This window comes from Acinetobacter sp. 22512 (assembly GCF_052044755.1).
Classification (GTDB): domain Bacteria; phylum Pseudomonadota; class Gammaproteobacteria; order Pseudomonadales; family Moraxellaceae; genus Acinetobacter; species Acinetobacter pittii.
The window spans coordinates 69,789-92,825 of the sequence record NZ_JBQENP010000011.1 but is presented as its reverse complement, the minus strand read 5'-3'; the positions used below and the strand labels follow the sequence as shown (position 1 = coordinate 92,825).

Genomic DNA, 23,037 nt, shown 5'->3' with positions numbered 1-23,037 from the left:
ACTTCCTCACTGGCATTAAAAAAGCCCCTTGAAAGGGGCTGAGCTAAAATAAAAAAACCTTGCAATAGCAAGGCTTTTTAAGGTTATTTATGGCAAGTTAATCAGCCATATTTTTTGGCAAAATCTTCATCAGAGGTGCATAGATAAATTATGCCCTCAAAAAATGCAATTATTGCAGGCAATAACGTCCAGCAAAAAATCAAATAAAGTATCCCCATACCGACTTTGCCCAAGTAAAACTTATGAACTCCTATACCCCCAAGAAATAGAGCAAAAATCCCAGCAGCAATTTTGCTTTTCTTTCCATTTACTTTTGCGTCTTGTTGTCTTACACCACATTTTGGGCAAATTTCAGCACGTGCATCAATTTGCTGACCGCATGCATAACAAAATTTAGTTGGAACCATTTAAATACTGCCTATTTAATTTCAGCTTTAATTTTTTGAATCATTTTCTGTTCCAAAACACCACGTGAAACACAAGTTAAAGTGATATTTTGAGTTACATCACCAACTTTATAATCACCTTGCAATGTTGTGCGAACATCTAAAGAATTATCTGCAATTAAAATATTATAAGCAACCTTAGTACTGGTTCGATTATCTTTTAAATAATCAATGCCCATTGTTGTTCCGCAATCTGCTAAATCTGGTGTAAGGCGATAATCACGAGCTGCAGTAGAGATTACTCCAGCATCAGCATTAGCGCTCATAATCTGTTCACCATTAATTGCTAACGCACGTTGAGCTGCTTTAAAAATTTGATCCTTCGTAGCGCTCACTTGCTCGCTTGCACTTTGATTTAATGTGACAGGCGCTTTATATGTCGTTGCACAACCTACTAAACTAGATCCCACCACCAAAGCAAATAATATCTTTTTCATGATTTCACCGATTGTTATAAAGTGAACCTAATTTAACAAACCGATTACTTTTTGTCACATTGAAAAATTAATCAGGGCAGCCTTAACCACCCTGCGGAAAATTCGACAAAACTTCCAACATATCATCCTCGTCATCCTCTGAAACTGTGATAGCTTGCGGAGTTTCATCAATTCCCATAAATGCTTCCAAAATACGGCAAAGGCGCTGTATTCCAATATGCGCGGGAGGGTTACTTTGCTGATACGCACTTAATGCTCTTAATCTAGGCAGGTCCATTTCATTACGTACATAGTCGTAATCTTTACCTATCGTTAGTACTAAATGCGTGTACAGCTCCTCCCAGTTTATTCCCCCGAGCCACCTGCTGCGCTGTCATCATTCCCTTTAAGACCAGACACAGACATTACAGCTTCCATAACCTCAGTGAGTTGATCCATATAAATCATCTCTGCCACATCATCACGAGTGATATCCGGGTAATTTCGCTTAAGCGACTTAAACGCAACATCAATCACGGTACCCACATCATCGGGCTTAAATGCTTGAAGAGCTGGCAATAACTTTTCAACCGCACCAAGTGACAAAGGAGCAAATACAAATGGCTGACCATCAATAATAATTGTTGAGCCACGTGGGTTATCAACTTGCTTAAATTGCATTTGGCATTACTCCGATAAATCTATTTTGAAAACACGGTTAAGATCGTCAGCCATAGGCTGGAATTCAAACTCAGGAATATCGTAATCGTCCTGTTTTGAACTGAATCCAAGTTTGTTACTGGTGCAACGGAAAAAATTCATGTGCATGAACTTGCCTTTGTAGTCACGTTGCAGGTCAACGGCAAACTCTGGCGTATAACCCATATCTAGGTTAGATACAGTGATTGACTTAGCACCCGCCACCATTGCTGAATAACGGAAGTTAATAAATACCGTTTTACCTGCATCTGCAGCAGCAAATGTATAAGCACCGGTTGCCGCATCTACACTGTATTGCCCTGTTGCTGGTGCTGTAGGTACACGTTTAAGTGGGATTGCTTTAGCATCTGTTACGCCTAGATCCTTTACATATGTACCGCTGTTAGGAACAACTGGTGTAACAGTGCCACCAGCCGGAATCACTTCACCATTAATGGTTTGGGAAACTGTTTCGATTCCACCCTCAGCAACAACGCCACCGAAGAAAATGGAATTTAATAAGGTACCGTTAACACGTCCGAAAGAAGCTTTACATTTAATGGTACCTTTACCGCGTGCAGCATCTACGGCGAATTGACCACGACCGAAAAGCTCTTTTAAGTCATAGCTAATATCTACACCAACGGATTGCATAACCCCCACTTCAACTGGTGTGGGATTACTAATCGGTTGCCCGTATACATCTTGAATCGGTGTAGCAAAGATCTTGCCGGCACCAAATAAATATTGAGCCATTTATTTTGACCTCTCTAAAATGACAAAACCGCCATAGAGGCGGTCATAAAATGAAGTTAATTGGTTGTGAGGATCCGGATAGGGATAATTGCAATCGCCTGATCATCCAGCATGTTTTCTACTGCTTCATATACTTCTACGGTGCCATCGATCCAGCAATGCTCAACCAAACCTCCCAAGGTCTGACACTCATTAAAATCTGGATGATCTGGCTGAATAGCTTCACGTACACGATCGATGAATATATTCATCTGTGATGATGGAGGTTTATCTCTATCAGCCTCATGGATATAGAGATAGACCTCAGCAGCAAGTTCAACTTTTGAATCCATACCATGTACAGGTACTTCCTGCTGATTGCCTTGTGTAATAAACATTGCAGGTCGTTCATGAGGCAATACATTACTAAAGTGACGTAAACGGCGACTGACCGTAATCAACCCCTCTACTTTTGTGCTTAACCGATCAAATAAAGCTTGATAGATTGCTTCGCTATTCACCTGCTAAACCCCGCTCAATTGCTGCATCAATATTTTTCGGCACAATCTTGGCCACGATATCCAGTGAATCACGCATGAACCGCAATTCCCTAAAACGTACATTCCTTGAATGGGCCTTAATATTGACCTGAACCGGCGAAATAGGCCGGCCAAACGCCTGCTTAATTGTCCTTAGGTGTGCTTTAACACCCAAAGCTCCATTTAGACCAAATTCATGTGCAGGTGCATAAGGTACCAAAGCACCACCAGCTCCTACAGTTCCCTCAATGGAATCCTTATCCTCATCCACCTTTGATGAAACGGATCCACGTAAGCGGCCTGACTGAACTTTAAGTCGTTGGCCACTTAACATGTCTTCCTGAACAATCCGCTGTAAGCGCAAAGTAAGAGCGTTAATCGTGCGTCTTATTTCAAACCTAACGCGATTATTCATCTCATCAAAATTGACCTGAGTATCAACACGATAATCGCTCATAGCTTATTTACTCTTTAGCAGAGGTAGCCGTTTTCTTTGGCTCAACAACTTCAACATAACGCTCAAAACCTAAGGGCTTTAAAATATGGATAATGTCATTATCAGATTCTAAAACGCCGTTTTTGATATCTAGGTTTTGTCCAGCAATAACGATTTTAGTTGGCTTGTAACCTTCTGGTGCCTGATATTTAAAAGGCATGGGTCTCTCCTATACGACAAAAACACCAACACCTAAACGATTAGGGTTTGTGCCTTCGTCATCGATTGGAATGGAATTTTTTAACGCAAGGTAGCGTTGGCCATAGATGCTGAGATCATAGAAAGCTTCTTTCGATGATCGGGAATAACTCACGCTTTGGCCGGCAATTGTCATACTCGAGGCGGTACCAAAAGCAGCACCATTGCCGCTTACGGTACCAACTTTAAGAATGTGTGCTGCATATAGACCTACAGCACGTTCCTTTAATGCCCCGAACTCAATTTGAGAAACAATCAGATCCGCCTCTTCTAATGCATCCTGAATTCTCTCATCTGGCAAAGACATTAAACTCGAATCAGTCGAGAACTTTTTACGAAACGTTTGTACGTCCATATGTCTACCTTATTCCTTAGCCTGAGCTAACTTAGCTTGTAACTGCTCAAGTGTTTCATCGTCACTGAACGTTACTTCAAGTGCAGTTAATTCAGCTTTCACGGCGGCCAAAGTAGCTTCTTCTGCAGCTTTTGCCGCATCACCTGCTGCATCGTTTTGCTTGCCGCCTTTACCACCACGGCCACCAGTTTTACCCGCTGTTTTTGGCTCATCTTCCGCGATTTCCTGAACTTCAAGTTCACCGATATCAATAAGATGTTTAGCAAACTTATTTTTAGTGAGCTTCTTGTGCGCTTCTTCATCCACAAGAGTTGGTGTGCCTGTAGGTAAAACAGCAATACCAGAAAAAACAAAAGCGGCCTGTAAGCCGCTATAGATATAAGAATATTTCATACTGTTTTAATCCTTACACGTGATCCAAGTAACGGAGAGAATCAACACGCTTCAACCATACGCCCTGATATTTGTAGTGACCAGGCACTTTAATATCCACACCAACTGGTTGAGCTGCCAAGAAAGTGACGTCATCACATTTCATTTGGATGCATGACGGGTCACGGCGGTAAATAATAGAACGGTCAGCACCTGCCGTACCTTTACCATTTGAACGACCTAAACCACGAATGGTTAACGGCTTACCTTGTGATGCGAAGATGTTATTTTCTTCAATGAATTTTAAGAATGTCTTTCCGCCAGAATCAGCAACTACACGGGTAGAAAGATGTAAGTACTGATTTGATGCCATCAAATAAGTATCTGGCTGTACGGATACATCCCCATCAACAAGATCTTCAGCATCTGCCAAGCTTGCATTGAAGTCACTTAGTACTTCTTCAATGGTTGCAGTAGCCCAGTTATGTTGGGCTGTAACAATGGTTACACCCGTCTGATTTAAGAAGCCTTTAACTCCGGTAAGAGCATTGCCATACCAAGCAATGTTACTTAAGTGTTTTTCTGCAGCTAGACGAGCGGCCTCTACTTTATCTGCTTCAAGTGCTAAATTTAATTTTTGGGCTGCTTGTAACTCAAACACTGAATACATATAACTGATCGTGCCGACCTTCACTGGCAATTGAACAGTATCATATTCAACTTCAGCCACGGGAATATCATTACCAGTTCCTGAATGATCTTTACCCATACCCACACCCTTCTTACGGCTTAGGATCTCTCCTCCACCATATACGGCATTGACAGGTTTAACAGGAATGTATTTAGCGTAATCCATCACTTGCTGAAGCTGAGGACCCATTTCGTTAAATTCTTCCAATTTAACGAATAACTGGGCTAATGCATCAATATTAAATGCATCCCCAATATTTGCCTGAACCATTTGAGCTACTGGTGTTAGACGTAGCTTCATTGCTGCCAATTTACTCATAATTATTATGCCCCACGTAAGCGAACAGCAGCTAAGCCCTGCTCATTTGAAATTGTTTCCCAAGATGCGTTCGGTAACTCTGTACCGTCTGTTGCTGTTGGGGATAAAGAACCTAACGGCGCTGCTGTGGTACCGTTAGCTGTTTTAACATAAACCTTTGCGTTGATATCGGTGACTGGTGCGGTGACCTTCACGTAAATCGAGCCTATCGTCATAACCGGTGCTACATCAGTAGCTTTATAGGCTTCTTTGCCATCAGCCGTTTTGCCTGACTTACCTACGCCGTGACGTACGATAATTCCAAACTTGGTATTAGTTGCACCAGTTACCGCTGAAACTGTTTTTCCGTCAGTACTTCGTACAACCACGTCACCATCGTTTACCAAACCGGTACCAGCCACAGGCAGGGATAAAATATCCTCTGGGCCAATGAGGTGAAACTTCATACCGGGTACAGCATCGTATTGCTTAACCATGATTTACTTCCCCTTAGATTGTTTTGTATGCGTTTTCTTTACTGTAGGTCTTTTCATCCCCACCGCCTGCTGGGTTACCATCGCCTGCTTTAACATTTTGCTGCTGGTGAAGAGCATCACCTACAGGATTAGAAGGATGTGTACCCTTCACAGCACAGAGTGCACGGAAAGTTGTATCGATCTGCTCAGGCTTTGCGTCACCTACTGATACGCTACCCATCAAAGCAGTTACTAATGCATCACCAGCTTTTGCAGCAATAACATCACGCTTGATTTGCTCACATGAACAACCTTCCGTTTTAACTGACGGCACCAATGCTTTAGCATCAGCAATCACAGCAGCACGCTCTGCAGCAGCTTGCTCCAGCTTTTCAGGTGTCATTTGGTTTTTTTCCAGATCACCTACTTTTTGCTCAAGAGCAGTTTTTTCGGTATGCAATTGATCTACGACTGCTTGAATTACTCCAAGCTCATCACCGATAGAAAATTGCTTATCACCAACTTTGAGCTTTGCCGCCTTTAAATTGTCAAGCTGCTCTTGCTGGATTTTTAATGCATCCGCTAAAGGCGTGTTGTCGCCAATGTTATAGCGCACACCATTTACAATAACTTCCATTGATATATTCCCCTTATGTGGAGTTTGTTGTTTGTCACCGATGCGGCAATCACCACCACAACGGCCATATTTAACGAGCGCTACGTGATTGCCTATAAAATTGATAAATTTCGCTTGATATGGCGTACCATCTGGCGCCTTACCCTGCTCAACGATTAATAAGGCTCCATAGCCAAGCGACATTTCTAGCCGCTCGTTGCTTTGGATCAAATCAATACTGATCTTGTCTTTAATGAGCAAATCACCCACCAGATAATCGCCTTCCTGTCGAACGTTCTCACAATAGCCAATGTGATAATCCTTCCAGTTAGATGCGTTAATTTCATTTTTAGGCGGGTGATAGTCAGTAGCGTCTACACCATTGAAGCTTTGAATAGCCTCAGGTTTGAAAAGCTCTTCTGCAGGCGTGTAGACATTGATGACTTGATCAGCGGTATAACCTTCCAGAGATGGAAACTCATACGCATAGTACTGTCGTACTTGTGGCGCTTTAGCTAAGCGAACATTGACGCATTTCAGATACCCCTCTTTGGTAAATGAGCGTGTCGATTCGCTTGGCGCAAAGTCACCAATTTTGAGTTGGTAAATGGTTTTCATAAATTGCGCTCAATAAAAAAACCACCCGAAGGTGGCTTTATTAATTTTCAAAATTACGTTCTTGAATAGGTAACAGAAAAGTCTTTAGCAGAACCGAAATCTACACCATCAATAAAAATATTAGTTTTAATGGGTTTGATATTCGGCGGCTGCAATCCTTTTAAACTTCCCACCACCTCTTGAAACTTTTCAGCAGCCTTACCCGCCGCCTTAGCCAAGTTAGGAAACCCGTCACAGCAAGACATTAACCACAGTGGAGTGAAGTCGCCACCAGTTACAAACCCGCCTTTAGCAAATTTCTGTGCTTGTAAACGGCGATAAAACCGTTTTTTACTAAACTTTTTGCGTTTCATGGCCATAAATCCTTATTAATGGTATTAGGCTTTTAAAGCCATAATGATCGAATCTAATTTCCAAAGCAGAATGGGGATTGAAATTAAAAGAACTGACAAGAAAACCTTTTTCAAAGTGAGTTCTCGGATCTGGTTCATTTGCTCAGGGGTTACGTTACTTACTTCATCCCATTTTATTGGAGGGGTAGAAACAGTTGGTGGTGGAGGCTTAGGTTTTTTAGAGCTTTCTACTCCATCTACTTTAACTAATGGGGGTGTACAAACAATCGGCGGAGTGGGTCTTCTTGGACCGTGGTCCTTCCCACACTTCCAGCATTTCTCGCTAGCGTTAGAATCAGTCAATTAAGATATCCTCATAGTTAGGCAATGCCGTGCAACGACATCGGATAGGCTGACCGGGATGCCCCCCTTCTGGCGGTGAATCCCATCTGAATGTCTTGCCCTGTTTATGTTGATGATCTGGGCGTACACGCTCATCTTTCGCCGTTTGCCATGTGTATGTCTCAACACCCATCGAAAGCTGTCGAGCTTGGTTAATTTGTCCGTTAATCTTGCCCATCTGATCACTAGCAATAAGACGTGCACGATAATCAGTAGATAACCCTAATTGCTTAATAGCTTTGGCCAACTCTTCATTGGTTTGTCCAGTCTGCAAAGCATTAGTAATTAATACTTCAAGCTTATCGGCATATTGCTGTGGAATGGACTTAATCAAACTGACATTAGCCGTAATGTTTAGATCTACCTCATCCTGAATATCAGCAGCTCGATAGAACGGCGTAAGATCCACACCAATAATTGTTTTGGTGTGCTCTGCAATTTGCTTGTCCACTTCCTTTTGGGTGTCAGTCACGACCTTTGTGGCTAACGGTCGCGAAACCTCAACAACATACTTCGTGAGCTTTTCCCTAAACGCCGTCATCATGTCAGAAAACCAAGCATCACCGATATTCTGGCCAACTGTAGGAATAACTAACTCTTTAGTTTGTTCCTGACAGTATTTTGAAATAGCCAGTAATTGCCGAGTGTAATAAAGCTCAACACGGCGATTTACGTGTACGGCTCTAGGCTTAGAAGCTTTACGACCTTTTTTACGTTTCTTCGCCTGCTGGAGGTGTGGTTTCAGGATCTGAATTATCGTTGTCATTAAGCTTCACCATTGTCTCAAGCTCTTTGATATGAGCTTCATCGATCACTGAATAAACACTGTCAATAACAAGCTGTTTTGCTATCTGTGGCTCGGTAATGATGCCCATTTCTAAATACCTGGAATCCCGTTCAGCGTTTGCTTTTTCGACCTCAGAACGGACTTTTGCGTCTAATTGCCATAATGGGTTAAACACAACATCTAAACTTGGAATCTGACGACCAAATGTAGCTTGAACAATTACTCTTAAAAGCTTCATCATGAATGGCTTTAAGGACCATATTTGCTTAGTTGCGATACTGTCGTAATAGTTCCGTGTGTCGTGCTCACCAGTTGCGTTCATGCCTGCAGGTGATTGCCCAAATAAAATCGTATATGGCATATCAGCTGCACCAGCAGTTTGAATCGAATACTCACGCATGAGGTCAGGCAGACCGCCAAAGCTATAAGATTTAGAGTCATACTCCTCCTCTTTATCCAAGACGATCATGCCATTCAAGCCCTTAAGCAATCCGACACTAAGAAAACGTTCAGCTACGGATTTCATATCCTCTTTGATCTTATCGACCAAGTTAGGTGTTCTAATCACGTCAATTTTTGATTCATGGACCAGACTAGCAGTGGCTTTCTTTACGGCAGCATGATCAAGTAGATCCTCATAAACTTCCTGTAAGACACTTACAGGCTCTTCATTGACCACATCTGCATGACCAAATTTAATTAAGCGGGTGTGGTGGATCCGTTGGTTAGATTTACCATCAAGCTTTAGCTTGTAAAATTCAGGCTGCTTTAAAACGCCACCTGCCTCCTTAGGCGATAAATATTTACTGGTATCAGCTTCAATGTGCTTTTTCTTAAGCACCGTGAAAAACTCTAAACGACCAATACCTAACTTGTTTAAATCAAACGGTTGATCTAAGTTGCCGCCGTCTACAGTCCCTAGAAGCACATAGCAAACACCATATAAGCGAGAAAGTACCAAACTAGATAAAAGCACCCCATCTAAGTTAAATGCCTTACACGCCTCTTTAAGCTTTAGTAAATCGTTATCCTGAATCCCTTCAAAAAACCAACCAGCTCGGAGCATGTCACTTGCTGGACGGTTGACGATTCGCTTAGCTAACCAGTGTTGATACACGGCTTCTAATTGCTCATCAGGAATTACTTTCTTAACGAAAGAACCGTGTGAAGCTTTGTCACGTTCGGTACCAATATTTGAGACAAAGTTTGTATATGCCCCTGCATCGCCAATTGCATCGGGCTTTTTAGTTTCAGCCATAATTTCCTCTAATCAAATACAGTTGGCTTTTTGGCTAATGAATCATTAATTGCATCAATGGTCGGGTCCCACTGGTCGTCATGATCATGTGACCAATCAGCAGTAAGGCCTTCAATCTCTTCAATGTAGTTCAATAGCCACGGTGCATTAGCTGGTAACCAGACACGGCGTTCTTCAACATAAAGAATGACGTCCATTGTCCTTGATAGTTTGTCAGTACTTCGCTGAATCGCACGTATTGGTAAAGTGGTCTGCTTAGATATGGACTGAATTAAACCGGTACCACTCGCCTTATCCTCTACGGCCATATAACGAAGCTTGCCAATCTTTGTGTTACTGTCCTTGTGTTTATTGATAAAAGCTTTAGCTTCTTTCAATAGCTCTGGTGCTTCCCATTTGCCACGCTTCACATCGATGATGTAAAGGTTATTGTCATAGCCAAGACCTGCGCATAAGAACACTGAAAAGTCATTATGCTCTTTGGTCTTCTGCGCCGTATCAGCCCAAATCGCACGCCATTTAAGAACAGGTAGATCTAGATAACGTGGGAACCATTCAGCCTTAACCAGATCACCACCCAGCTTTTTAGGGGCCTGCTGGTATTGGCTTGCAAATGTATAACGGGATACCGTAGCGCCGTCTTTATCCTGTCCGCCTTGTTCGAGTTGCAATAGCGATTGCAATGATTCTTTTAATGGCCAATAACTTTGACGACCTTTCGCATCTCGCTCAACATCACGTGGAATTTTGCTCTGTATTTTTTTGGGCAACTTACTGATGTACTCATCATCGATAAGAGCGGGAATACTGATCTGCTCCCACTCACCAGGTACATTACCCGTCATCACAAAGTTAGTCGGATCCTCAACGTGCAAACGCTGCATGATCAGAATAATTGGCGTATCAGATTTAGCTTTACGCGAGTTGACCGTGTTTAGAATCTTACGGTTAGCTTTACGTCTAGCGGTCTGGCTAAATGCATCCTCAGGCTTTAATGGGTCATCAAGAATAATTGCACCGGTAAAGCCTTTATCCGCTAATGTACCAGCACGGCGACCCGTGACCTGCCCACCCATTGATGCAGAATAAACATGACCAGCATCATAACCATCAACGGTAGTTTTCCAGCTCGACTTAGCATCCGTACTGGTAGAAATCTTTACTGGCCATAAACTCTGAAAGTCTTCCGACTTAACAATGTTTCTGGCTGTTGCCGATACATCCTCAACTAGTGACTGTGAGAAAGACAAATACAGAAACCGCGAACGAGGATTACGTGCTATACCACGGGCAATAAGGTTTGTAAGTAATTCAGTTTTACCACTACCCGGTGGAACGTTAATAACTAGGTTCTTAACCTTTCCAGCGATTACCTCGTCAATCTTGTCGGCAATATATTCATGATGCCAATTGACCGAAAACTTAAAGCCCATACGTGGCAAGAAAAAAGCACGAGTGAAAAATAAATGTTCTTTCTCACATTTAATCCGCTTAGCTTTGGCTTTAACAGGATCAATATTCGTTCTCGAGTTCATCTATCGCCTGCCTTACCTGCTCATCGGTAGCAGTCACATAGGTAATATTTTCGCTTTGTAATGGACCACCACCAGCGCCTGTAATTTCAGTCTTATTCGTGTACTTGCCGCCTATGTCCTCAGCAGCTTGCTTAAGAATGCTTAAAGCTGCTACACGGTTTCTACTGTGCTTTTGATATTGGCTTTCGTAGCGCTGTAAACGCACCGCTAAATTTGCAATAGGGATTGCCTCAGGCTTACCCAAAAACATTTCGCGAGTCTTTTCAAAATCTTTTCTTAATTCTTCGCTCAGGTTCTCGCCTGCCCGTTTGGTCGGGTCGTATTTCTCACACTGCTGTTTAGTAACTTTTATCCCGTATTCTTGGTTGACGAGCTCAGCAGTTTCTGTGGGTGTATTAAATACGGCAAGTGAGCGAACTATAAAGAGTTTTACCTCCTTTTTTAGAGCCGCCATATCCTCAATCCTGTCAACCTACGTCAACCTAAATAGCCAAAAAAAAGAGCCTCAAGGCTCAGGTAATTACGCAGTTTCCACAACATTTCGAAATATCTAAATCAGAAACAAACGGCGGGTTTTTAGCGACTTCAATAAGCCGCTTAACGTTTTCATTTGCACCCCAGCGTTTAACAACACCGATAAACTCTTCCACATCGTGACCAGCTAAATAGTGCTTTGGTAATCCAGTATGATCACTGTAAATAATCTCACCGTCCGAGTCTCGTTCTACACCAATGTGATAAAGCTCATGTTCAAGCAAAGCACAGAACTCGCTATCGTTTGCCTTTTCACAAAAGCTTGCATCGATTGTGATTAAGTAAACTGGAACGAATCCGAACCAGTCGCGCATTTGCTGCTCTTGTCTAGCTTTGCGCCAGCCACCAACATTGAACATGACTTTTTCGCACTGGCCTAACACCATAGCTTGTTTGCTTTTATATGCAGAAGAGGCCCAAGCAAATGCTAAAAATTCTTCATTATCGTGAAGCAGCTCAGCTATGTGATCGTGATCGGGGTTATAAAGAGGTCCACCTATCGTTAAGTAGTTGGCCACAACCCATTTCTTTAGGTCTGGAGCTGGTATTAAACGAATTACTTCCTCTTCTTCAGCTTGATCAATAAAATCAGTTGGTGGAAATGGTCTGATCTGCTCCATTGAATATTTGCCTCTTCAAGTTTTTAAGCCATTGGCTTGCGAAATGAGCTTGGATCTGTAATGGACCTGATTCATTAATCTTAAATCTTGGTGCTGCCTCTAACCGGACAACGGTATATCCCATTGATTCAGCTACATCGTAACGGTCCATACTCCACGCTTTTGTAGCCAGCTTGCCTTTTCGTCCACCAGACCAAGGTCCACCAGCAATTTCAACTAAAATACGATGTTCAATTAAATGAAAATCAAAACGCCAATGCTTTGTAGATTTAAACTGGAATTTCTTTTCGTACTTAATTTCCAGATTATCCAAAGCTTGAGTAAATTCTTCTTCAGCCTCTAAGTACTTTTGAGTAGCTTTAGGTAGTGGTCTAGATTTGGACTTAGTTTTAGGTTCTTTTTTTCGTGTAAGCCAAAAGTATTCTGTAGAATCCATTATTCTCACCCATAAAAAAAACCGCCCTTAGGCGGTGGCTAAACTCACAGGCAATATGATATTACTTCTTAAAAGTTGACTTATAGAGCTTTGAATTAAAGTAATCCGTAATTTCTTTACCTTCGTTTTGAATTTTTTCCTCATTTAAGGGTAAAAAATCTAATTCAAATTTCAAGCTCATATACTCTGGAATAAACTTCTTTATAGGCGGAGGTGGTTTAGGTCCACCTTCTGTAATTTTTTCGATTAATCCAGCTAACCATAAAATATACTCACCTTCTGAATTATGAGGAGGAATCAAACTCACATCTATTTTTACTTTACATTCATCTAATGGTCTACTAAACAATTCAACAAAATCAATAAAATTATATTTTAATTTAAATTCTGTTCCCTCAATTTCTCTGCGTATACATGTCATAAGTAAGTTCATATTTTCAATACAGTCATGTGAAAACAATTCCTCATCTTTAATTTTGTTATAAATATTTTCCGCAAACATGAGATACTGTGGCATTTCAGCAGCTCCTCATTTTTATAAAGTATTTTTCTTAAGGTAGTCCTATTATAACAATGTTGCAACAAGAAATTTTCCATTTTTAGTTTAAGGAAATTTTAAAAATTATAAAAACGATTATATTCAATAAATTAGTACGAATAAAAGCTAGGGAAGTTTGATTTTTCTATTGAGCTTTAAAATGGATTATTGTGTTTAAATTATCAATTTAAAAAGCTTGCCTAGTAGGCAAGCTCCCCCTTTTTTGATATTTGCGCTGATCAATAAGGTTTAGTGTTACTTAAAGCAACACACTGATAATACAGAAATATTTAAAAATAAAAAAGCCCACTTCCTATTTTTATTCAGAAATGGACTTAGCGAAAAAAACGCTTAAACCTGAAATAGGAAATATCTATTCGGAAATATTTCCAACTTCATATTGGCATAATATTTAAGCACTAGCAATAGGGATTGAATTAAAAACATCAAATATTCATATTTAAATAGATAAAGATTTCTTTTTTTAAATGGTTTTATTTTTAGCCTACATAATTTTTTTAATTATCAAAACTTATAAAGAATATGTGCCCATCAATAGGTAATACTTAATAAGGTCTTATGTGCAGTAACCATTAGGCTCTAGAGAGTAAGAACTCAAACTGACTAAAAATAAAAAATAATTAATTTTCAATATCAATGATCATATACTGCAAAGTTATGTATATTCCAACTTCTCCATTGTTGAGTGCCTCATATAAATCTTCATCAACGAAATCTCCAGATTCATCATATAGCCATTTATGAATTTGAATAATTTGTATATTCCCTTTTTTGTCTATTCTTGCTATTGGGTCTATTACGGACCGAACTATCACCTTCTTCTTCGTCTCAACATCAAGCAATGTGATAATTGTCATTTTAAAATCCTTATAAATATCCTGTATAACAACTACGCTCAATCAATAAAGATTTTTATATTGAAATTCCTCAAATAGCAATCTTTTCAATCTAAAAAATAAATAAAAAACACTTTAATAGTATGTGCCTATTAGAAAAGATACCTTAAATATTCTACTAGCAATAAAAAACCGCTTTAAGGGCTGTTCATCTAAAATTCACAGGTACTTAATGAAGTTTTTTTTCTGTCTTTGTATCTTTCTGGGCTCACAAATTTTTCCAATAAAGTTAGTTAACCACAAAATACTTTCTTCACGATCTTCAAAATGAGGTATAAGACTTAAATCTACTTTTATCTTGCGATCAGCTAAAGGCAAACTTAAACAATATTCAAAGTCTATTGAGCTGTACTTCAATTTGAGTCTTTTTTCTGCAGCTTGATTCTTTATCTCAGCCATAATGCGATTTAGATTAACAATCAAATTATTTGAAATTTTATTATTTTCATATACCCGTTCGTAAACTGTCTCAGCTACATCAATGTAATTTATTAGCTCTACATTCTTATTCATAACATTTGTACTCCGTTTTTTATAATTATCCGTCTAAAATAATGTTTATTTGAGTTAGTAAATCCTTCGCCTAGGTAAAGATTGTTTAAATTCTGTCACCCTGATTTTAAGTAAATATTTGAATTTATTATGCAATTACTGATTTTTATAATATTTATATACATCATTCTTCTTAACGCCCCTCTTTCTATCTTTTGCCCATCAAGTTCACCACCAACACAGATATTCATTTTATTAACCAGTTTATAATCAGACTGAACTATAACATGAAAGAAATCCTCCAGAAAAAAGTAAAAAATTTCTTAAATTAATCAGATAGCATATATGTCTGATTTTACTTGATCCCATAAATTAATTATTTCATCTCTCATTTCAATTGGCTGCTTACCAGAAATTATATAAAACGTTTTTACTTCTCCGTGGAAGCTTACTTGAGTTCTATAATATGACTCTGTTGGCCTTTGCATACATGTTCTTGGTCCGTACTGCTTTGGAATACTTTCTGGCTTCAAATCCAACTCGTCTTTCGACAAGAATTGACCATGTTGGTGACCACCGATAAATAAAGTCATACTTTCACCTAAAAATAATTAATATTTACCAACATACTAAACATAAAACAAAAAATCAAATTATTTTTATTTTTCAAATACTTATTTCTCAATAGTAAATTATTTACTACCGAGAACCAAATCATCAAATTAATTAAAGAAAAAACCCCGCCAATAATTGATATTTAGCGGGGCTTTACATGCCGTAATACGTCCAGCAAGAAAAACATAAACATTAAAAAACCCGCTTCTAAAAAAGAAACGGGGCATAAAAACAAAAACTTTCAGCGCAGTATTTGTGACATATCATACAAATTAGAAGATGTATTTACAACATACTTTAAACTTAATTTTTTGATGCTCTCAAAATATCCAAAACTCGCTTTGACATTTCATGCAAGTTGGACCCTATTGGTAGCCAAAAATGATAATTAATGTTGTCACGGTTAAAAACTTGCTTGTAGTACTCAGTTTTGAATGATGGATCAATGTCAGAAGCCTTAAGTAATCTGCCTTCTTTTTCGATCACTTGCCCATCTAATTCACCACCAACACAGATATTCATTTTTACCAGCCTGGACTATATAGCAAAAAATAAAAAAAATCCGTACCTTGGGGAAAGTACGGACTAAGCTTTTCAACTGAAAAACACTATAATGGAAATAAACACCTTATAGTAAGTTTAATATACGATAAATTTCATGTTTTCTCAAATCCTAATTAAAAGCCCACCATTTGGCGAGCTTTTAAAACAATTTGGTGCAACGCTTATAACTTTGTCCCACCATATCACAAATCTAAACCAAGTGTGCTGCACTGTCAAGATTGCATTACCTCTATTTTACCATCCAAATAAGCCAAACCTTTATCAATCTCAGCACGTACTTTTGCTTTACTACATCTATGTACATTGGCAATTGTTAAATACGACCAATTATTTTCATAATAAAGTATTAAAAACCAAGCTCTTTCTTGTAGAAATTCTCTATTATCGTTATGCATTTTAGCCAAGAGCTTACTTACTTCAACTGCCTCATAATCTTCAATTTCGCATGGCATAGAGACCTTACTTGATCTAATTCTAGTTGTGTCATTTTGGTCAATTAAACATGCTAAAGGATTAGCAGAAACTTTAGATTTTGTTGATCTTACCCATAGACCATATTGTTCCAACCATTGATGAGCAGAACGTTTAGACCAGTCCATTGTCTTGTTATTAACTTTTGCATTCATGTTTAAACTTCCCTCACATCAATATTGTGAACTGTTTTCATCAGGTGTTTTTTATTTCGGTAACTCGGTAGCTTGCGTGTAGCTATAGACTTCACATCTTCAACAACGTATTCACCTGATGTCGTGAAATAAGTGAAATCGGCAAAATATCTAAGTGCTGGTTTAGCTCGTTTCTCCCCTTCTAATTTTGTCTTAGGTGCCAATTCAAATTTTGTGTGATGCTGCAATTCTTTAATTTCACCTCGTTGTTGTAGAGCCTTTAGCTCGATATACCGTTTGTATTCTTTAGTACTGTCAAAAGTCATTCCATCCAATTTAATTTTCGAAGCATTAAACTTGTTTCGACCCTTTTTCTTTTGAACTTTCGGGCATGTAAGGCGGTAATCAGCAAGGCTCATTGATGACATCAAGCACCACCTTTCAGTAAATTTTCCAACTGATTAGCAAAGCAGTTATAAACTCGTGCTTTATCTTGATCACCAAAAAGGCTTGAAGCATGGGCATCGTGTTTATACTTTTGAACTAGGTTTTCAATTGAACTTCTTAGCTCATCCACATTCGCTTGTTGTTCTTTTTGAATCTCCCAAGCCCACTTTCCAGATTTACACTCAAACTCACTCATGGCTGGTTCCTTTTACTTCTTCCATGTATGGCAAATCAGCATCTAAGCACTCGCACCAAGGTCTATCTTTAAAAGTAAAAATGTGCCAACCATTCTTCTCGCCGATATACGTCAAGATTTGTGGCTCATGAATCCACTTGTATTGTTTGCCGATAACTAGATTCATTCCCCGCCTCCGTATATTGATTCGTGGTCTTTGATTGCGCGTTCTAATGCAGGTCTTTCAAACAATGTTGCGTACTTACTGCCATGTTCGTTAATACGGCTTAGAATTTCTTTAGCTTCTTTAATCCCACCATCAAACGCATTGATCTGATCAACCGACTCCACCAGACGCTTGAGGTCAGAAAGGTCTACAAAATATTTTTCTCGGTCAGCCTTACTAATTTCTACACTATGACCACATTGGAATTCGTAACCCTCATTCCATTCGGTTGCGTTAGAAGGAGCTGAATCTACGATTTCTTTCGCGTATTTCAGCCCTTTATCTCTAATTAACTTAGATGCTTTCATACATTTGCCCCATCAATTAACTTAAGAATATTTCTAGGAATTGGCATTCCTTCCCGACGGCACATCTCTGCGTATTCGTGCGGATTATCGAAAGGATCTGGACCCCACTCTTGTTTGATCTCAGGCTCTTTTTCCTTGACCTCAAGTTTTTGAACTGGTGCAGGCTTACGGCCATTGATTTTTAAACGTTCCATCAATGATTTGAGATGCTTTTGCGCTTCGTCATTGCTCACAGGAACGTGTTTAGGTTCTTTGTGCTCTAGTTGTAGCGGTGGAGTGTAAAACTCTTGCTGACGACCTATTAACTGAGCTTTAGCCACCATCACGTTGTAGGTCCCGAAGAAATTATCTTGAGCCGCTCGCATTTGGCCGGCTTCGATCAAGTACATCACTTCGTCTAATGCATATTTTGTAATTTGGGTAATAACCACTGTTCGGTCAGTCGTAAACTTACATGCACGTGACCAAGCTTCTTCGGGAGACATCCAACTTTCACCAATACACCAGGTGCGAAACTCGGCAAATGACGGCATAAAGCGTCCACCTGCTGTAAGTAAACGAGCAAGTGCGTTGTTAAATTGGTTTTGTTGAACGCCAACCAGTGTTTTAAGTGCGATTTGCTCAACCACTGACAGAGGAATTGCACTTTCGCCTGTTGCTGGAAATTGCTTATTGAACTGAGCAGCGTAAACAGTGCGAAGAGAAGCGATTAATTGACGCACTTCGTTCAAGGTAATCTCATGCATGACCTACCTCCTCACTCACTAGATACTTTTTTGAAGGGGTTACATCCACGATTTGAGACTGGTTTTGTTCTTCAAAAAGATTTGCGAAGTAACCCGGCTCTTGTGTTTTTTGCCCAGCTGAAGTGATTTGCTCTTGCTTCTTGCGGTTAGCAGCAACTTGTTTCTCGTTGTTTTGAACCCAGGAGAACCACTTAACCAACCAGATGCTTGGTGTATTCAACGAGCTTGATTCGTTTGCAAAGTACCAGTCACCGAAGTTTTGAATCATGGTTCTCAAGTCGACTTCAGGTACCGAAACATATCTTTGTTGAACAAGTGAAATGAAATCGTATTGAAACTCGCTGTATTCAGAAATGAATTCACGCATTGAGTAACGCTTGTGGTCATCGATCTGATACTGAGCAAATTGAATTGGAGTTAATTGCGAATTTTCTCCACGCGTATTACCACTACTATCAATAATTGGTTCTTGGTTCTTGGTTAATGGTTTATGGTTATTGGTTGGTTGCACGCCCGTTTGTTCTTCGTTTAACGGATTTTCAACGACCGTTGAATTTTCGTTAGACGAATGATCATCTTTTGATGAACTGCTGTTGGACGAGCCTTTCTTTTTCGCTGCACGTTTTGCAGCAGACGCTTTACCAGCCTCACTCGCTTGTTTCTTTTTCCCGTGATATTCAGCAATTTCTCGTTCACAACGATTATTGCGATAAACACCATCTTCAAGAATGAAAAACTCATCAAGTACATATTTGAGAGCTTCTTTTTGCTCTTCGGTAGTACATTGCAAACGGCGTGCTAGACGATCAATGCTTGATGCATCAATCGCCTTTTCTGTGTCGTAATACATATCTAATAAGTCGCGGTAAATCGCCCGCTCAATTAAACTGAGGTGGCGAGTCGCATTGTTAAAGTCACCAATATGGTGTTGGTAATAGTTCATGCTGCCCCCTTCAATTTTGATTGATGAGTTTCAAAAGGATTATTTGCTCTCGCAATTGCTGCCATTGGATATGGCGATACAGAATTCCCAACCATAAAAACCTGATCTTTTTTGGATAAAGGCTTACCATCACTTCCATATTCAATAATGTAAGAATCAGGAAAGCCTTGCGCTCTATAAAGTTCACGCGGCTTTAACATGCGAATGCATATGTCAACAATTGCCCAAGGTTCCCCCTTGATCCAGACAGTAACGAGGGCTAAACGATCTTTGGTGGTGATTGTGTCCATTGGCTCAGTGATACTTCTTGCATCGCCATTGCCGTAGTAATTAATTAAAAATGCAGCTACACGAAGGGCACCCTTATAGTTATCTTTACTCAACTTGGCTGTAACTAAACCATGATGCCCACCTTTCACTTGAGCACAAATGGTTGAAAGAGGCTCATCAATTGACCAGTTCCGCTGTTGAGATGCGTTAGCAAACTCAGTAATAAACGGAACAAGAATTGGACTTATTAAAGAACTATGGCCGCCATACCCTGCTGTTGTCGTTGCCAGTGGTTCGCGTATGTCATGGCCGAAACTAGTTCTGAAATCACGACCAATAAAAGGAGTGGCAGAATTAACAAAAAATGGCTCTTTGGTTTCAATAACAAATTTTTGAATGCCCTTCGCAATTCGTTTTAAGGTTGCATCAGCTAAAGGACCTTGAGGCCTATCAAATATTGAGTTGCCTAAATCCGAAAAATCAATACATTCGGCAGTGGGACGCCATTTTTTTAAATTGCCCTTAGGTTTCTTTGAGAAGTATTTTTCTGGCCATACTATTGGTTGCCCATCACAGCGTGCAATGAGAAATAACCGCTCACGTTTTGTTGGCGCCCCAAAATCAGCAGCAATAATATTTTTTTGCCACTCAACTTCATAACCAAGTTGTTCAAGACTACGGACAAAGTGTTTCCAAGTTTTACCTTTCTTCTTTGGGTTCGGTACTAAGAATTGATTGTGACGAGGAACTCGCTCACCAGGCTCTGCAATTCGATTTACCTTTTTGCCATTAACATCAATTTTATCGAGTGTAATGACTCTGCCTGTTACTTTGTCTCGTTTTGCAATTAAAGGTCCCCATCCTAAGATCTGCTTAACATTCTCTAAGCTGATCACATCAGGTTTAACTTTGCCTGCAAACTTAAGAACAACCCAAGAAAGGTCACGTATCTCTTTTTTACGTGGTTGACCACCAGCAGCTTGCGAATGATGTGTACAGTCGGGGCTTGCATGAAACCAACCGACTTGATGTCCATCACAAATTTTAATCGGATCTACTGCAAATACATCCTGAACATAATGCTTTGCATGAGGATGATTAGCCTCATGCATAGAAATTGCTTTTGGATTATGGTTTACAGCAACATAAACAGGCCTGTTTAACCCCATCTCTAAACCAGTACTTGCACCACCACCGCCAGCAAAGAAATCTACAATGATTTTTTCAGAAAAATTTAAGTCGAATTGAGTTCTAAATGAACGAGCAGCATCAACAAATGCATTCATGCTTCACCGCCTTCTTTAATCTGAATGTATGTGCTACCCAAGAAGCGAATACGATCAGCACGGCTAAGGCTTCTAATAATTTCCTCAGCATGGTTATACGTAATACGGTGTTGACGGACTAAAGTTTCTTTAAAGTCATCTCGCTTTACAGCTGCATTTTTAGTATCAGCTTTGATTCGCTCAAGGTTCTCTTCACACTTTTTGATTAATGCTTTAAGTGTGTGGAGAGCCGGTTCAAACCAGCTCTGGATTATTTGCTCTTGATTTGATAGATTAGTTTGCATATTCGATTCCTCTAGCCAGTAATTGAATTAACTAAGCCTGATTTCCGAGATCAGGCTTTTTTAATATCCAAGCTTTTCCTTTTGACCACTGATTTCGTCATGAAATAAGTCATCAACTGTTTCTATACGGTTCATCCAACTTTTAGACATGACTAAAAGTGCTGCGACTCGCTCTTTATCAATGCTTTGATAATCTTTCGGTACTACTTTCAAACCTAAACAACTCAAGAGTTCGCAAAAACTTTCAATTTCAGTTAAGCCATTATTTTTCTTGTCATTTTTCATTCTCGACAAGGTGCTTGCATCTACATTTAAATGTTCTGCAATTTCGACATTCTTATTTGTTGCAAGTGCCTGCAAAATTCGGGATACGTCATTTCTGGCACTTGCAGATAGATCGACTGATAATTTGCTCATGTTTATTCCTAAGCTGTTTTTGATGTACCTAAAAAGAAATCAAATAGGCTTTCGTGAGTTAATTTTTGATTGCTTGCATCAACCATTTTTTGAATGGTTTCCATTCTTGGTCTTTTGCGAGCATGGATTAAATGAGTTTCCATATATCCGTATGAGACTTCTGCTTCTTTGCAGAATTTGAGACGGTCACTCTCACTTAATCCGCGCCAATAGCTATGAAGAGTAAGCATTAATACACCTCACTGGTAATTTTATTTAATAAATATACCCACAAGGTAAATAAAATACAACCTATCAGGGTATATATTTTTTCTACCTATTAGGTATTTTTGAGTTCAGCGCTAGAGGTGAATTGAAAAATGAATGAATTAAAGACTATTCATGAAATTAGGCTTGGTAATACAAGGAAATTAATGAAGGAATCGGGACTAACTCGTTCTGAATTTGCCGAAAAAATTGACATGTCTTATGGTTTGTTAAGCCAATATGTTGGGAAAAATCCAACAAAGAATATTGGTGATGAAACTGCATTAAAAATTGAAGAAGCTTTTAATAAGCCTCGTGGATATTTAGATCAGTCTGAAGGTCAAAATACAAACTCACAGCAAATAGATAGCGCTTCAAGTTTTAAACAACTCGATATAGAGGCATTTAAGAAAAAATATAATATTCCTGATAGCGAAGATGCAGTACTTTTCACTAATATTATAGAAAAACCTCTAGTTATTTCAAAAAGATGGGTTCCAGTAAAGGCGTATAGCAAGATGGGCATGGATGGTTATTTTACAGACATGGGGTATGATGGTAATGCTGGTGATGGATACATTCCGACTCACACTGCTGGTGATCGATCATATGCAATTAAAGGAACTGGTGACTCAATGTACCCCGCTATCCGTAATGGCTGGTATGTAGTCTGTGACCCAGATGCAGAATTAACGCCGACTGAATTTGTGCAAGTTTGTTTAAAAGATGGTAGGTGCACAATCAAAGAATTTATTGGCATTCATAATAATGTTTTAAATCTTTTAGCTGTAAACGGCGGCGAACGCTTAACTTTTGATATGGATGAAGTCGAAAGCATTACTGCTATTACCGATATTGTACCTCCTAGCCAACACAGACAACAGCATCCTAACGCTCATTAATTATTTTAATATACTCTTATTTAAGCCCACCAATTGGTGGGTTTTTTATGGCCTTTACATTAAATACACCTAGGAAGTAAAAAAATAATCATCTAATTTCACCTCACAGGTATTTACTTTATTTTACCTTGCAGGTATATTTTTCTCACAAACAACAAAAAAGCACATCGACTCTTCTACCTTCCGATGTGCTTTGCA

General features: G+C 39.4%; 38 protein-coding genes. 2 read left to right on the top strand and 36 right to left on the bottom strand.

Annotated features, from left to right (window positions below; translation table 11 throughout):
• Positions 1 to 101: 101 nt before the first annotated feature.
• From ACTJJG_RS12965 to ACTJJG_RS12900, 14 genes are all read right to left on the bottom strand, one after another.
• Positions 102 to 407: a TM2 domain-containing protein gene (locus tag ACTJJG_RS12965; RefSeq protein ID WP_000249256.1), complete on the bottom strand. Its 306-nt coding sequence runs from the start codon at positions 405 to 407 to the stop codon at positions 102 to 104.
• An 11-nt stretch (positions 408 to 418) separates the two neighbouring features.
• Positions 419 to 883, bottom strand: coding sequence for a hypothetical protein (locus ACTJJG_RS12960; RefSeq protein ID WP_004840926.1), 465 nt, complete (start codon positions 881 to 883; stop codon positions 419 to 421).
• An 82-nt stretch (positions 884 to 965) separates the two neighbouring features.
• On the bottom strand, positions 966 to 1,193 hold the full coding sequence (locus ACTJJG_RS12955) for a hypothetical protein (protein WP_032060342.1): 228 nt from the start codon (positions 1,191 to 1,193) through the stop codon (positions 966 to 968).
• A gap of 35 nt (positions 1,194 to 1,228) precedes the next feature.
• Positions 1,229 to 1,543 carry a hypothetical protein gene (locus tag ACTJJG_RS12950; RefSeq protein ID WP_033502662.1) on the bottom strand — a complete coding sequence of 105 codons (315 nt, stop codon included), beginning with the start codon at positions 1,541 to 1,543 and terminating at the stop codon, positions 1,229 to 1,231.
• Between the two features lie 6 nt (positions 1,544 to 1,549).
• The gene (locus ACTJJG_RS12945) at positions 1,550 to 2,317 is read right to left on the bottom strand and encodes a hypothetical protein (protein ID WP_057066786.1); all 768 of its coding nucleotides are present in this window, start codon (positions 2,315 to 2,317) and stop codon (positions 1,550 to 1,552) included.
• Between the two features lie 56 nt (positions 2,318 to 2,373).
• Positions 2,374 to 2,817, bottom strand: a complete 444-nt coding sequence (locus ACTJJG_RS12940) for a hypothetical protein (protein ID WP_086376865.1) — start codon at positions 2,815 to 2,817, stop codon at positions 2,374 to 2,376.
• The gene (locus tag ACTJJG_RS12935) at positions 2,810 to 3,292 is read right to left on the bottom strand and encodes a hypothetical protein (RefSeq protein WP_057066783.1); all 483 of its coding nucleotides are present in this window, start codon (positions 3,290 to 3,292) and stop codon (positions 2,810 to 2,812) included. Before ACTJJG_RS12935 ends, ACTJJG_RS12940 begins: the two co-directional genes overlap by 8 nt.
• Before the next feature lie 7 nt (positions 3,293 to 3,299).
• Entirely contained in the window at positions 3,300 to 3,491 is a 192-nt protein-coding gene (locus ACTJJG_RS12930; RefSeq protein WP_057066781.1) for a hypothetical protein, read from the bottom strand.
• Between the two features lie 9 nt (positions 3,492 to 3,500).
• Positions 3,501 to 3,884 carry a DUF4054 domain-containing protein gene (locus ACTJJG_RS12925; RefSeq protein ID WP_057066779.1) on the bottom strand — a complete coding sequence of 128 codons (384 nt, stop codon included), beginning with the start codon at positions 3,882 to 3,884 and terminating at the stop codon, positions 3,501 to 3,503.
• Between the two features lie 9 nt (positions 3,885 to 3,893).
• Positions 3,894 to 4,277 carry a hypothetical protein gene (locus ACTJJG_RS12920; RefSeq protein WP_000877803.1) on the bottom strand — a complete coding sequence of 128 codons (384 nt, stop codon included), beginning with the start codon at positions 4,275 to 4,277 and terminating at the stop codon, positions 3,894 to 3,896.
• A gap of 13 nt (positions 4,278 to 4,290) precedes the next feature.
• Entirely contained in the window at positions 4,291 to 5,265 is a 975-nt protein-coding gene (locus ACTJJG_RS12915; RefSeq protein ID WP_000039808.1) for a DUF2184 domain-containing protein, read from the bottom strand.
• Between the two features lie 5 nt (positions 5,266 to 5,270).
• The gene (locus tag ACTJJG_RS12910) at positions 5,271 to 5,741 is read right to left on the bottom strand and encodes a structural cement protein Gp24 (RefSeq protein WP_000240727.1); all 471 of its coding nucleotides are present in this window, start codon (positions 5,739 to 5,741) and stop codon (positions 5,271 to 5,273) included.
• Between the two features lie 13 nt (positions 5,742 to 5,754).
• Positions 5,755 to 6,954: a DUF2213 domain-containing protein gene (locus ACTJJG_RS12905; protein WP_252618331.1), complete on the bottom strand. Its 1,200-nt coding sequence runs from the start codon at positions 6,952 to 6,954 to the stop codon at positions 5,755 to 5,757.
• 53 nt (positions 6,955 to 7,007) lie between these two features.
• Positions 7,008 to 7,307: a hypothetical protein gene (locus ACTJJG_RS12900; RefSeq protein WP_000823405.1), complete on the bottom strand. Its 300-nt coding sequence runs from the start codon at positions 7,305 to 7,307 to the stop codon at positions 7,008 to 7,010.
• Positions 7,308 to 7,422: 115 nt separating this feature from the next.
• On the opposite strand from ACTJJG_RS12900, the gene ACTJJG_RS12895 reads away from it, so the two are divergent.
• On the top strand, positions 7,423 to 7,653 hold the full coding sequence (locus ACTJJG_RS12895) for a hypothetical protein (protein WP_153309870.1): 231 nt from the start codon (positions 7,423 to 7,425) through the stop codon (positions 7,651 to 7,653).
• Here ACTJJG_RS12895 and ACTJJG_RS12890 read toward each other — a convergent pair.
• The 22 genes from ACTJJG_RS12890 to ACTJJG_RS12785 form a co-directional block, all read right to left on the bottom strand.
• Positions 7,642 to 8,454, bottom strand: coding sequence for a phage head morphogenesis protein (locus ACTJJG_RS12890; RefSeq protein ID WP_109850662.1), 813 nt, complete (start codon positions 8,452 to 8,454; stop codon positions 7,642 to 7,644). The genes ACTJJG_RS12895 and ACTJJG_RS12890 overlap by 12 nt on opposite strands.
• Positions 8,399 to 9,733, bottom strand: coding sequence for a DUF1073 domain-containing protein (locus tag ACTJJG_RS12885; protein ID WP_057066771.1), 1,335 nt, complete (start codon positions 9,731 to 9,733; stop codon positions 8,399 to 8,401). Before ACTJJG_RS12885 ends, ACTJJG_RS12890 begins: the two co-directional genes overlap by 56 nt.
• Positions 9,734 to 9,741: 8 nt before the next feature.
• A complete protein-coding gene (gene terL, locus ACTJJG_RS12880) occupies positions 9,742 to 11,268 on the bottom strand; it encodes a phage terminase large subunit (protein ID WP_212510805.1) in 1,527 nt (508 codons plus the stop codon).
• On the bottom strand, positions 11,246 to 11,722 hold the full coding sequence (locus ACTJJG_RS12875; protein WP_000729394.1) for a DUF2280 domain-containing protein: 477 nt from the start codon (positions 11,720 to 11,722) through the stop codon (positions 11,246 to 11,248). The genes terL and ACTJJG_RS12875 overlap by 23 nt, the downstream gene beginning before the upstream one ends.
• 58 nt (positions 11,723 to 11,780) lie before the next feature.
• On the bottom strand, positions 11,781 to 12,422 hold the full coding sequence (locus ACTJJG_RS12870) for a putative metallopeptidase (RefSeq protein ID WP_440608955.1): 642 nt from the start codon (positions 12,420 to 12,422) through the stop codon (positions 11,781 to 11,783).
• Positions 12,391 to 12,858 carry a hypothetical protein gene (locus tag ACTJJG_RS12865; RefSeq protein ID WP_440608954.1) on the bottom strand — a complete coding sequence of 156 codons (468 nt, stop codon included), beginning with the start codon at positions 12,856 to 12,858 and terminating at the stop codon, positions 12,391 to 12,393. Before ACTJJG_RS12865 ends, ACTJJG_RS12870 begins: the two co-directional genes overlap by 32 nt.
• Positions 12,859 to 12,919: 61 nt before the next feature.
• Entirely contained in the window at positions 12,920 to 13,375 is a 456-nt protein-coding gene (locus ACTJJG_RS12860) for a hypothetical protein (protein WP_057062263.1), read from the bottom strand.
• 662 nt (positions 13,376 to 14,037) lie between these two features.
• Positions 14,038 to 14,274: a hypothetical protein gene (locus ACTJJG_RS12855; RefSeq protein WP_004738624.1), complete on the bottom strand. Its 237-nt coding sequence runs from the start codon at positions 14,272 to 14,274 to the stop codon at positions 14,038 to 14,040.
• A gap of 198 nt (positions 14,275 to 14,472) precedes the next feature.
• Entirely contained in the window at positions 14,473 to 14,826 is a 354-nt protein-coding gene (locus ACTJJG_RS12850; RefSeq protein ID WP_234610953.1) for a hypothetical protein, read from the bottom strand.
• 311 nt (positions 14,827 to 15,137) lie between these two features.
• Complete coding sequence (locus tag ACTJJG_RS12845; RefSeq protein WP_372552731.1) at positions 15,138 to 15,398, bottom strand: hypothetical protein; 261 nt, start codon at positions 15,396 to 15,398, stop codon at positions 15,138 to 15,140.
• 325 nt (positions 15,399 to 15,723) lie between these two features.
• A complete protein-coding gene (locus ACTJJG_RS12840) occupies positions 15,724 to 15,942 on the bottom strand; it encodes a hypothetical protein (protein ID WP_001017713.1) in 219 nt (72 codons plus the stop codon).
• 254 nt (positions 15,943 to 16,196) lie between these two features.
• A complete protein-coding gene (locus tag ACTJJG_RS12835; RefSeq protein WP_000992315.1) occupies positions 16,197 to 16,610 on the bottom strand; it encodes an antiterminator Q family protein in 414 nt (137 codons plus the stop codon).
• A gap of 2 nt (positions 16,611 to 16,612) precedes the next feature.
• Entirely contained in the window at positions 16,613 to 17,017 is a 405-nt protein-coding gene (locus ACTJJG_RS12830; RefSeq protein WP_044425177.1) for a DUF1064 domain-containing protein, read from the bottom strand.
• Positions 17,017 to 17,232 (bottom strand): hypothetical protein, encoded by a 216-nt coding sequence (locus ACTJJG_RS12825; protein WP_032024179.1) that lies wholly within the window; start codon positions 17,230 to 17,232, stop codon positions 17,017 to 17,019. Before ACTJJG_RS12825 ends, ACTJJG_RS12830 begins: the two co-directional genes overlap by 1 nt.
• Entirely contained in the window at positions 17,225 to 17,398 is a 174-nt protein-coding gene (locus ACTJJG_RS12820) for a hypothetical protein (protein ID WP_165570962.1), read from the bottom strand. Before ACTJJG_RS12820 ends, ACTJJG_RS12825 begins: the two co-directional genes overlap by 8 nt.
• On the bottom strand, positions 17,395 to 17,745 hold the full coding sequence (locus tag ACTJJG_RS12815; protein WP_032024181.1) for a hypothetical protein: 351 nt from the start codon (positions 17,743 to 17,745) through the stop codon (positions 17,395 to 17,397). Before ACTJJG_RS12815 ends, ACTJJG_RS12820 begins: the two co-directional genes overlap by 4 nt.
• Complete coding sequence (locus ACTJJG_RS12810; protein WP_372552730.1) at positions 17,742 to 18,491, bottom strand: hypothetical protein; 750 nt, start codon at positions 18,489 to 18,491, stop codon at positions 17,742 to 17,744. The genes ACTJJG_RS12815 and ACTJJG_RS12810 overlap by 4 nt, the downstream gene beginning before the upstream one ends.
• Positions 18,484 to 19,434 carry a YdaU family protein gene (locus ACTJJG_RS12805; RefSeq protein ID WP_125825091.1) on the bottom strand — a complete coding sequence of 317 codons (951 nt, stop codon included), beginning with the start codon at positions 19,432 to 19,434 and terminating at the stop codon, positions 18,484 to 18,486. The genes ACTJJG_RS12810 and ACTJJG_RS12805 overlap by 8 nt, the downstream gene beginning before the upstream one ends.
• Entirely contained in the window at positions 19,431 to 20,990 is a 1,560-nt protein-coding gene (locus tag ACTJJG_RS12800; RefSeq protein ID WP_372552729.1) for a DNA cytosine methyltransferase, read from the bottom strand. The genes ACTJJG_RS12805 and ACTJJG_RS12800 overlap by 4 nt, the downstream gene beginning before the upstream one ends.
• Positions 20,987 to 21,274 (bottom strand): hypothetical protein, encoded by a 288-nt coding sequence (locus ACTJJG_RS12795; protein ID WP_372552728.1) that lies wholly within the window; start codon positions 21,272 to 21,274, stop codon positions 20,987 to 20,989. Before ACTJJG_RS12795 ends, ACTJJG_RS12800 begins: the two co-directional genes overlap by 4 nt.
• Positions 21,275 to 21,334: 60 nt before the next feature.
• On the bottom strand, positions 21,335 to 21,691 hold the full coding sequence (locus tag ACTJJG_RS12790; RefSeq protein WP_372552727.1) for a transcriptional regulator: 357 nt from the start codon (positions 21,689 to 21,691) through the stop codon (positions 21,335 to 21,337).
• An 8-nt stretch (positions 21,692 to 21,699) separates the two neighbouring features.
• A complete protein-coding gene (locus tag ACTJJG_RS12785; protein ID WP_372552726.1) occupies positions 21,700 to 21,921 on the bottom strand; it encodes an XRE family transcriptional regulator in 222 nt (73 codons plus the stop codon).
• 129 nt (positions 21,922 to 22,050) lie between these two features.
• Between ACTJJG_RS12785 and ACTJJG_RS12780 the strand changes: the two genes are divergently transcribed.
• Entirely contained in the window at positions 22,051 to 22,839 is a 789-nt protein-coding gene (locus ACTJJG_RS12780; protein WP_372552725.1) for a LexA family transcriptional regulator, read from the top strand.
• The last annotated feature ends 198 nt before the right edge of the window (positions 22,840 to 23,037 follow it).

Coding starts and splice junctions, on each gene's coding strand:
- ACTJJG_RS12965 (WP_000249256.1), bottom strand. CDS start 407: ATGGTTCCAACTAAATTTTGTTATGCATGCGGTCAGCAAATTGATGCA.
- ACTJJG_RS12960 (WP_004840926.1), bottom strand. CDS start 883: ATGAAAAAGATATTATTTGCTTTGGTGGTGGGATCTAGTTTAGTAGGT.
- ACTJJG_RS12950 (WP_033502662.1), bottom strand. CDS start 1,543: ATGCAATTTAAGCAAGTTGATAACCCACGTGGCTCAACAATTATTATT.
- ACTJJG_RS12945 (WP_057066786.1), bottom strand. CDS start 2,317: ATGGCTCAATATTTATTTGGTGCCGGCAAGATCTTTGCTACACCGATT.
- ACTJJG_RS12935 (WP_057066783.1), bottom strand. CDS start 3,292: ATGAGCGATTATCGTGTTGATACTCAGGTCAATTTTGATGAGATGAAT.
- ACTJJG_RS12930 (WP_057066781.1), bottom strand. CDS start 3,491: ATGCCTTTTAAATATCAGGCACCAGAAGGTTACAAGCCAACTAAAATC.
- ACTJJG_RS12925 (WP_057066779.1), bottom strand. CDS start 3,884: ATGGACGTACAAACGTTTCGTAAAAAGTTCTCGACTGATTCGAGTTTA.
- ACTJJG_RS12920 (WP_000877803.1), bottom strand. CDS start 4,277: ATGAAATATTCTTATATCTATAGCGGCTTACAGGCCGCTTTTGTTTTT.
- ACTJJG_RS12915 (WP_000039808.1), bottom strand. CDS start 5,265: ATGAGTAAATTGGCAGCAATGAAGCTACGTCTAACACCAGTAGCTCAA.
- ACTJJG_RS12910 (WP_000240727.1), bottom strand. CDS start 5,741: ATGGTTAAGCAATACGATGCTGTACCCGGTATGAAGTTTCACCTCATT.
- ACTJJG_RS12905 (WP_252618331.1), bottom strand. CDS start 6,954: ATGAAAACCATTTACCAACTCAAAATTGGTGACTTTGCGCCAAGCGAA.
- ACTJJG_RS12900 (WP_000823405.1), bottom strand. CDS start 7,307: ATGAAACGCAAAAAGTTTAGTAAAAAACGGTTTTATCGCCGTTTACAA.
- ACTJJG_RS12890 (WP_109850662.1), bottom strand. CDS start 8,454: ATGACAACGATAATTCAGATCCTGAAACCACACCTCCAGCAGGCGAAG.
- ACTJJG_RS12885 (WP_057066771.1), bottom strand. CDS start 9,733: ATGGCTGAAACTAAAAAGCCCGATGCAATTGGCGATGCAGGGGCATAT.
- terL (WP_212510805.1), bottom strand. CDS start 11,268: ATGAACTCGAGAACGAATATTGATCCTGTTAAAGCCAAAGCTAAGCGG.
- ACTJJG_RS12875 (WP_000729394.1), bottom strand. CDS start 11,722: ATGGCGGCTCTAAAAAAGGAGGTAAAACTCTTTATAGTTCGCTCACTT.
- ACTJJG_RS12870 (WP_440608955.1), bottom strand. CDS start 12,422: ATGGAGCAGATCAGACCATTTCCACCAACTGATTTTATTGATCAAGCT.
- ACTJJG_RS12865 (WP_440608954.1), bottom strand. CDS start 12,858: ATGGATTCTACAGAATACTTTTGGCTTACACGAAAAAAAGAACCTAAA.
- ACTJJG_RS12860 (WP_057062263.1), bottom strand. CDS start 13,375: ATGCCACAGTATCTCATGTTTGCGGAAAATATTTATAACAAAATTAAA.
- ACTJJG_RS12855 (WP_004738624.1), bottom strand. CDS start 14,274: ATGACAATTATCACATTGCTTGATGTTGAGACGAAGAAGAAGGTGATA.
- ACTJJG_RS12850 (WP_234610953.1), bottom strand. CDS start 14,826: ATGAATAAGAATGTAGAGCTAATAAATTACATTGATGTAGCTGAGACA.
- ACTJJG_RS12845 (WP_372552731.1), bottom strand. CDS start 15,398: ATGACTTTATTTATCGGTGGTCACCAACATGGTCAATTCTTGTCGAAA.
- ACTJJG_RS12840 (WP_001017713.1), bottom strand. CDS start 15,942: ATGAATATCTGTGTTGGTGGTGAATTAGATGGGCAAGTGATCGAAAAA.
- ACTJJG_RS12835 (WP_000992315.1), bottom strand. CDS start 16,610: ATGAATGCAAAAGTTAATAACAAGACAATGGACTGGTCTAAACGTTCT.
- ACTJJG_RS12830 (WP_044425177.1), bottom strand. CDS start 17,017: ATGTCATCAATGAGCCTTGCTGATTACCGCCTTACATGCCCGAAAGTT.
- ACTJJG_RS12825 (WP_032024179.1), bottom strand. CDS start 17,232: ATGAGTGAGTTTGAGTGTAAATCTGGAAAGTGGGCTTGGGAGATTCAA.
- ACTJJG_RS12820 (WP_165570962.1), bottom strand. CDS start 17,398: ATGAATCTAGTTATCGGCAAACAATACAAGTGGATTCATGAGCCACAA.
- ACTJJG_RS12815 (WP_032024181.1), bottom strand. CDS start 17,745: ATGAAAGCATCTAAGTTAATTAGAGATAAAGGGCTGAAATACGCGAAA.
- ACTJJG_RS12810 (WP_372552730.1), bottom strand. CDS start 18,491: ATGCATGAGATTACCTTGAACGAAGTGCGTCAATTAATCGCTTCTCTT.
- ACTJJG_RS12805 (WP_125825091.1), bottom strand. CDS start 19,434: ATGAACTATTACCAACACCATATTGGTGACTTTAACAATGCGACTCGC.
- ACTJJG_RS12800 (WP_372552729.1), bottom strand. CDS start 20,990: ATGAATGCATTTGTTGATGCTGCTCGTTCATTTAGAACTCAATTCGAC.
- ACTJJG_RS12795 (WP_372552728.1), bottom strand. CDS start 21,274: ATGCAAACTAATCTATCAAATCAAGAGCAAATAATCCAGAGCTGGTTT.
- ACTJJG_RS12790 (WP_372552727.1), bottom strand. CDS start 21,691: ATGAGCAAATTATCAGTCGATCTATCTGCAAGTGCCAGAAATGACGTA.
- ACTJJG_RS12785 (WP_372552726.1), bottom strand. CDS start 21,921: ATGCTTACTCTTCATAGCTATTGGCGCGGATTAAGTGAGAGTGACCGT.
- ACTJJG_RS12780 (WP_372552725.1), top strand. CDS start 22,051: ATGAATGAATTAAAGACTATTCATGAAATTAGGCTTGGTAATACAAGG.